Genomic DNA, 3,753 nt, shown 5'->3' on the forward strand with positions numbered 1-3,753 from the left:
AAGTCTTACCTATCGCAACTATAAGAAAGCGAGGAATAACAATGGGACTAGGAAACCGTGGAATGGCATTTGAAATGCTTATTAATCTAGCGAATGAAATGTATCAAAGAGGTGGAGTGGCGCTTATAAACAAGCGTCCGACTCCCGTGAAAGTGTTAAAAAGTAAGAATGGCCGTGTGTTAAACGGATTCTATGAAGCTAAGAGTACAGTGGACTATGATGGTGTGTATAAGGGACAAGCTATAGCGTTTGAAGCAAAGTCTACAGAGAATACTGGACGATTTGATTTGAAGAACATCGCGCAGCATCAGTTGGATTACCTGGAGAAAGCAGAGAAGATGGGAGCGATTTGTTTCTTCCTTATTGGGTTTAGCAAGGACAATTCATTATGCGCAGTACCGCTATCAGTCATTCAATCTTATGTAAGGATGTCACAACAGCCAAAAGGTAAGAAGTCGATACCGAGGGCAGACTTTGATATTTATGGGTACTTAGTAGAACAGACGGAACGAGCGGCAGCTGATTACTTACAATACGTAGATGAAGCAGTAACTCCAGTTACGTTTGATGGCATGATTCAATTTGATCAGGAAGCAAATAACATTGAAGCAGCAAAAGAGAAGATGGCCAACAAGAAACGTAAATTATTAAAGGCTTAATGGATAACGGAACTATGCAGAGTGGATGGTGGGGGCTACTCGCTATGCATGTTTCCCTTATTCAACAAAGAGATAATAAAATTTTACGTACCTTATGTAATATTAAAAAAACAAATTCAGAAATAGGGGGATTACAGATGGAGCAATTAGCATTCTTTCCAGAAATAGGTGATAAGGAGTATAAGTTAATTCAAAAAGCAGTAGTAAAGGTGTTACGTGATTATAAGGCTCTAGCTGTACGTATGGAAAACCAAAGTGAGTGTGAAAGGGAAAGTATTCAGTTATTCCCCGAATTACGTGATACAAGGAAAATAAATGATTATAAGTACTTACAGATTAAGAGAGCATTAGACCACTCATTAGATCATGAACAAAGAGAAATTATTGAACGGAAGTATTTAAAAAGTGGGTTAATGAGTGACAAGGCAATAAAGGCTCAAATGATGCTTGAACATAAATGGTATTACTATCAGAAAAAGAATGCTATTTTATCTATCGCTACAGCGTTAAGAATCATTTAAAAACGCGGATAAAATGGGAACAAATACGGAAGAAAGTGAGGAATAAGTAAATGTGCGATTCAAATTATTATTATCTTACAAGCTCATTAAAGAGCTTTGGACAGCCCTTTGACAACTGCATACCGAAGAGGATTAGTACACCTATAAGTGAAACGTTCTGATGTGAGAATGTCACGGTAACGTATACCGCAAAAAGGGCGGGCTAGGCGGTAAGAATCCGCGTTAAGACGAAAAGACCACTGAATGATTAACAATGACATATTCCAGTGTGGCGGGCGTGAGATAACTTGCATTCGTCATGCTGTTTCTATTATGTTTAGTGATCAGCTCAGAGACCGCCATGTCCTCTGGGTTGATGGTGAACATAATAACCTTCTATTCTTTGTTAATGTCGTTTCTTGAAAATGGAAATGGGGTGGTTGTTCATGATTGAATAATTACGTGTTTCTAAAAAGAAAAAACAAGAATAAAGGGCTTTTTCATCAATTTGGACAGGGCATTACACTTTTAACGAATTACTCACATCTTTCGTTAGGCAAGGAGCTCCGCTCTTTGTTTGAGCCAATACAGCTGAACATTCACCTCAGTCTTGTGTATTGGTTCAAACAAGGCGTCGGAAGAAACATATACGTCTTGCATGTAAAGATTGATTCACTTTATATGTTGTGCAAAATGATTATCTACTGTCTGTCACGAGATGAAAGATAACAAAAATGGTGTTCGTATCACCGACTCTAAGGAGTATAAACGAGAAGATTCTTAGTCTTCTCCCAGTCACCGAACGTAAAGCGCGTAGCTAATAAGAGCTAAAAAATTATATGATGCGGTGGCTTGGAGAAGGTTGAGAGTAATCTTGACCTTGGAAGAGGAACTTTTGCCATTTGTTTTCTCTTTTTCTCCCATCCCCTTGAAAGCTTTCACTTTGGTGATGGCTTTTTTATTTATAGGATATTCTTCTATTCTGCCGAATAAATAGAGAGAAGGGAGGGGAAGAGATATGATGAAAAAATTAAAAATTAATTTTAGTATGAAAAACGGTCAAAACTTCCATGCATATATGGACGGGGATAAAGAAGAGGTATTTAACAGAATCAAAACAAATGAGTATTCTTTCATGGGTTTTGGAGACCATATGATCAATATGGAAGAGGTATTAGCAATCGAGTTTAGAGAAACAGAAATTGATAATGATGATGAGAATCAACAAATCATTATAGATTATACAGGTGAATTTTAAGATTAAACAAGAAAGAGCATCCATAACGGGTACTTTTTTCTTTGTTATATAGAAATTACACATTAAATTAGTGAACCTTCTAATAAGACAAGTATATGATGAATTCGTGGGACGAGTTATCATATGAGGTGAAACTTGGAGCGCCATACTTATTTGTTGAAGAGTACCTAATGGCGGGTACTCTTTTTATTTCACCTTTTGATAAGGAAAAGCATATATTAGAGTATGAGGTAGCCCCACTTCATATATTTGAGCACCTATCGATTATGGGTGCTCTTTTATTTTGTATAAAATTAACACTTGGATTAAAGGATATCTATATAAAATGGTAGAATCTAGTTATTTGGTTCACATTTTAATCCAAGGGGTACAAATTCGATGCGACGTGAAAAGGATTTGTTGAAACAATGGAAGGCGGATTTGCAAGCTGTTCAAGAAGAGAAGAGGCTGAAGAAGAAGGCTAAGAAAAAGAATAAAAAATATAGCATGCCTGGTAATACAGCTGACTTCATGAATGGAAAGGCTACTTATCGTAAAGAGCATGGGGTATGGAAGCAAAGAAATAAATAATGTAAGGATAAATGAGTTTGATTAAGTTTATAGCAATTATCGTAGGCGCTGCCGTGATCTTGGTGGCGTCTTGTTTGTTGTTAAGGAAAGATAACAAAACAAACGAACACAACGAACGAAAATAGAGAGGGTTAACAAAGAAAGCTTTTTATAGTTTATATCTACACACAACTATATGTATATTTTATATGTGTAAATTATAAATAGATGGCAGTAGTTATCTTTATGTAATAAGTTTATATTCTTTCTGGAGGGATGATAATTGAAAGATGAATTAGTACTGCAAAATCGTTTGAAAGTAGCAAGAGCTGAGAAAAAAATATCGCAGGGAGAATTAGCTGAAATGGTAGGAATATCTAGGCAAACAATTAGTTCTATTGAAACAGGACAATTTTGTCCAACTGCAAAGTTAGCATTAGTACTTTGTATAGCACTAGATAAAAAATTTGAAGAATTATTTTATTTTTGATTAATTGGTGTACTGGGGGGCAAAACAAATCCCTATCAATCTAGTTTTTTATTATTCATAAAGCAAAAAATACGCCATCCTTTCCTATGATTCTACAGAAAGAATAGCGTATTTTTTCATTTTAGGGGGATTTTATTTTGTTAGCTTGATAGCGATGTGGTGCTACCCCAAATAAAGCTCCTTCAATACTTTCCTTTTAATAGATGCGTTTAATACACCTAATTTTAAAAAGATTTTATATACCATGCATTCATAGTAGAGTGTTCAGAACCTGGTAGGGGTTCATTTAAAAGTATA

Annotated in this window: 6 protein-coding genes and 1 pseudogene; 6 read left to right on the top strand and 1 reads right to left on the bottom strand. The window is 35.6% G+C overall.

Translation table 11 applies throughout. The features are described from left to right. The first annotated feature begins 41 nt into the window (after window positions 1-41). The 6 genes from U860_RS0130545 (at window position 42) to U860_RS0130570 (ending at window position 3,456) form a co-directional block, all read left to right on the top strand. Window positions 42-659: a Holliday junction resolvase RecU gene (locus U860_RS0130545; RefSeq protein WP_025151439.1), complete on the top strand. Its 618-nt coding sequence runs from the start codon at window positions 42-44 to the stop codon at window positions 657-659. A gap of 137 nt (window positions 660-796) precedes the next feature. Further along, window positions 797-1,180, top strand: coding sequence for an ArpU family phage packaging/lysis transcriptional regulator (locus U860_RS0130550; RefSeq protein WP_025151440.1), 384 nt, complete (start codon window positions 797-799; stop codon window positions 1,178-1,180). 997 nt (window positions 1,181-2,177) lie between these two features. Next, complete coding sequence (locus U860_RS0130555) at window positions 2,178-2,417, top strand: hypothetical protein (RefSeq protein WP_025151441.1); 240 nt, start codon at window positions 2,178-2,180, stop codon at window positions 2,415-2,417. 95 nt (window positions 2,418-2,512) lie between these two features. After that, on the top strand, window positions 2,513-2,749 hold the full coding sequence (locus U860_RS0130560) for a hypothetical protein (RefSeq protein ID WP_025151442.1): 237 nt from the start codon (window positions 2,513-2,515) through the stop codon (window positions 2,747-2,749). A gap of 46 nt (window positions 2,750-2,795) precedes the next feature. Continuing rightward, window positions 2,796-2,987 (top strand): hypothetical protein, encoded by a 192-nt coding sequence (locus tag U860_RS0130565; RefSeq protein ID WP_025151443.1) that lies wholly within the window; start codon window positions 2,796-2,798, stop codon window positions 2,985-2,987. A 262-nt stretch (window positions 2,988-3,249) separates the two neighbouring features. Then, window positions 3,250-3,456, top strand: a complete 207-nt coding sequence (locus tag U860_RS0130570; protein ID WP_025151444.1) for a helix-turn-helix transcriptional regulator — start codon at window positions 3,250-3,252, stop codon at window positions 3,454-3,456. Between the two features lie 224 nt (window positions 3,457-3,680). Here U860_RS0130570 and U860_RS37085 read toward each other — a convergent pair. After that, window positions 3,681-3,753: pseudogene (locus U860_RS37085) on the bottom strand (GNAT family N-acetyltransferase); the annotation flags it as partial.

Source organism: Bacillus sp. H1a (assembly GCF_000633475.1).
In the GTDB taxonomy this organism is placed as follows: domain Bacteria; phylum Bacillota; class Bacilli; order Bacillales; family Bacillaceae_G; genus Bacillus_A; species Bacillus_A paramycoides.

What these genes read in the sequence shown, in the direction of transcription:
- U860_RS0130545 (WP_025151439.1), top strand. Translation starts at nt 42, where the DNA reads ATGGGACTAGGAAACCGTGGAATGGCATTTGAAATGCTTATTAATCTA.
- U860_RS0130555 (WP_025151441.1), top strand. Translation starts at nt 2,178, where the DNA reads ATGATGAAAAAATTAAAAATTAATTTTAGTATGAAAAACGGTCAAAAC.
- U860_RS0130560 (WP_025151442.1), top strand. Translation starts at nt 2,513, where the DNA reads ATGATGAATTCGTGGGACGAGTTATCATATGAGGTGAAACTTGGAGCG.
- U860_RS0130565 (WP_025151443.1), top strand. Translation starts at nt 2,796, where the DNA reads ATGCGACGTGAAAAGGATTTGTTGAAACAATGGAAGGCGGATTTGCAA.
- U860_RS0130550 (WP_025151440.1), top strand. Translation starts at nt 797, where the DNA reads ATGGAGCAATTAGCATTCTTTCCAGAAATAGGTGATAAGGAGTATAAG.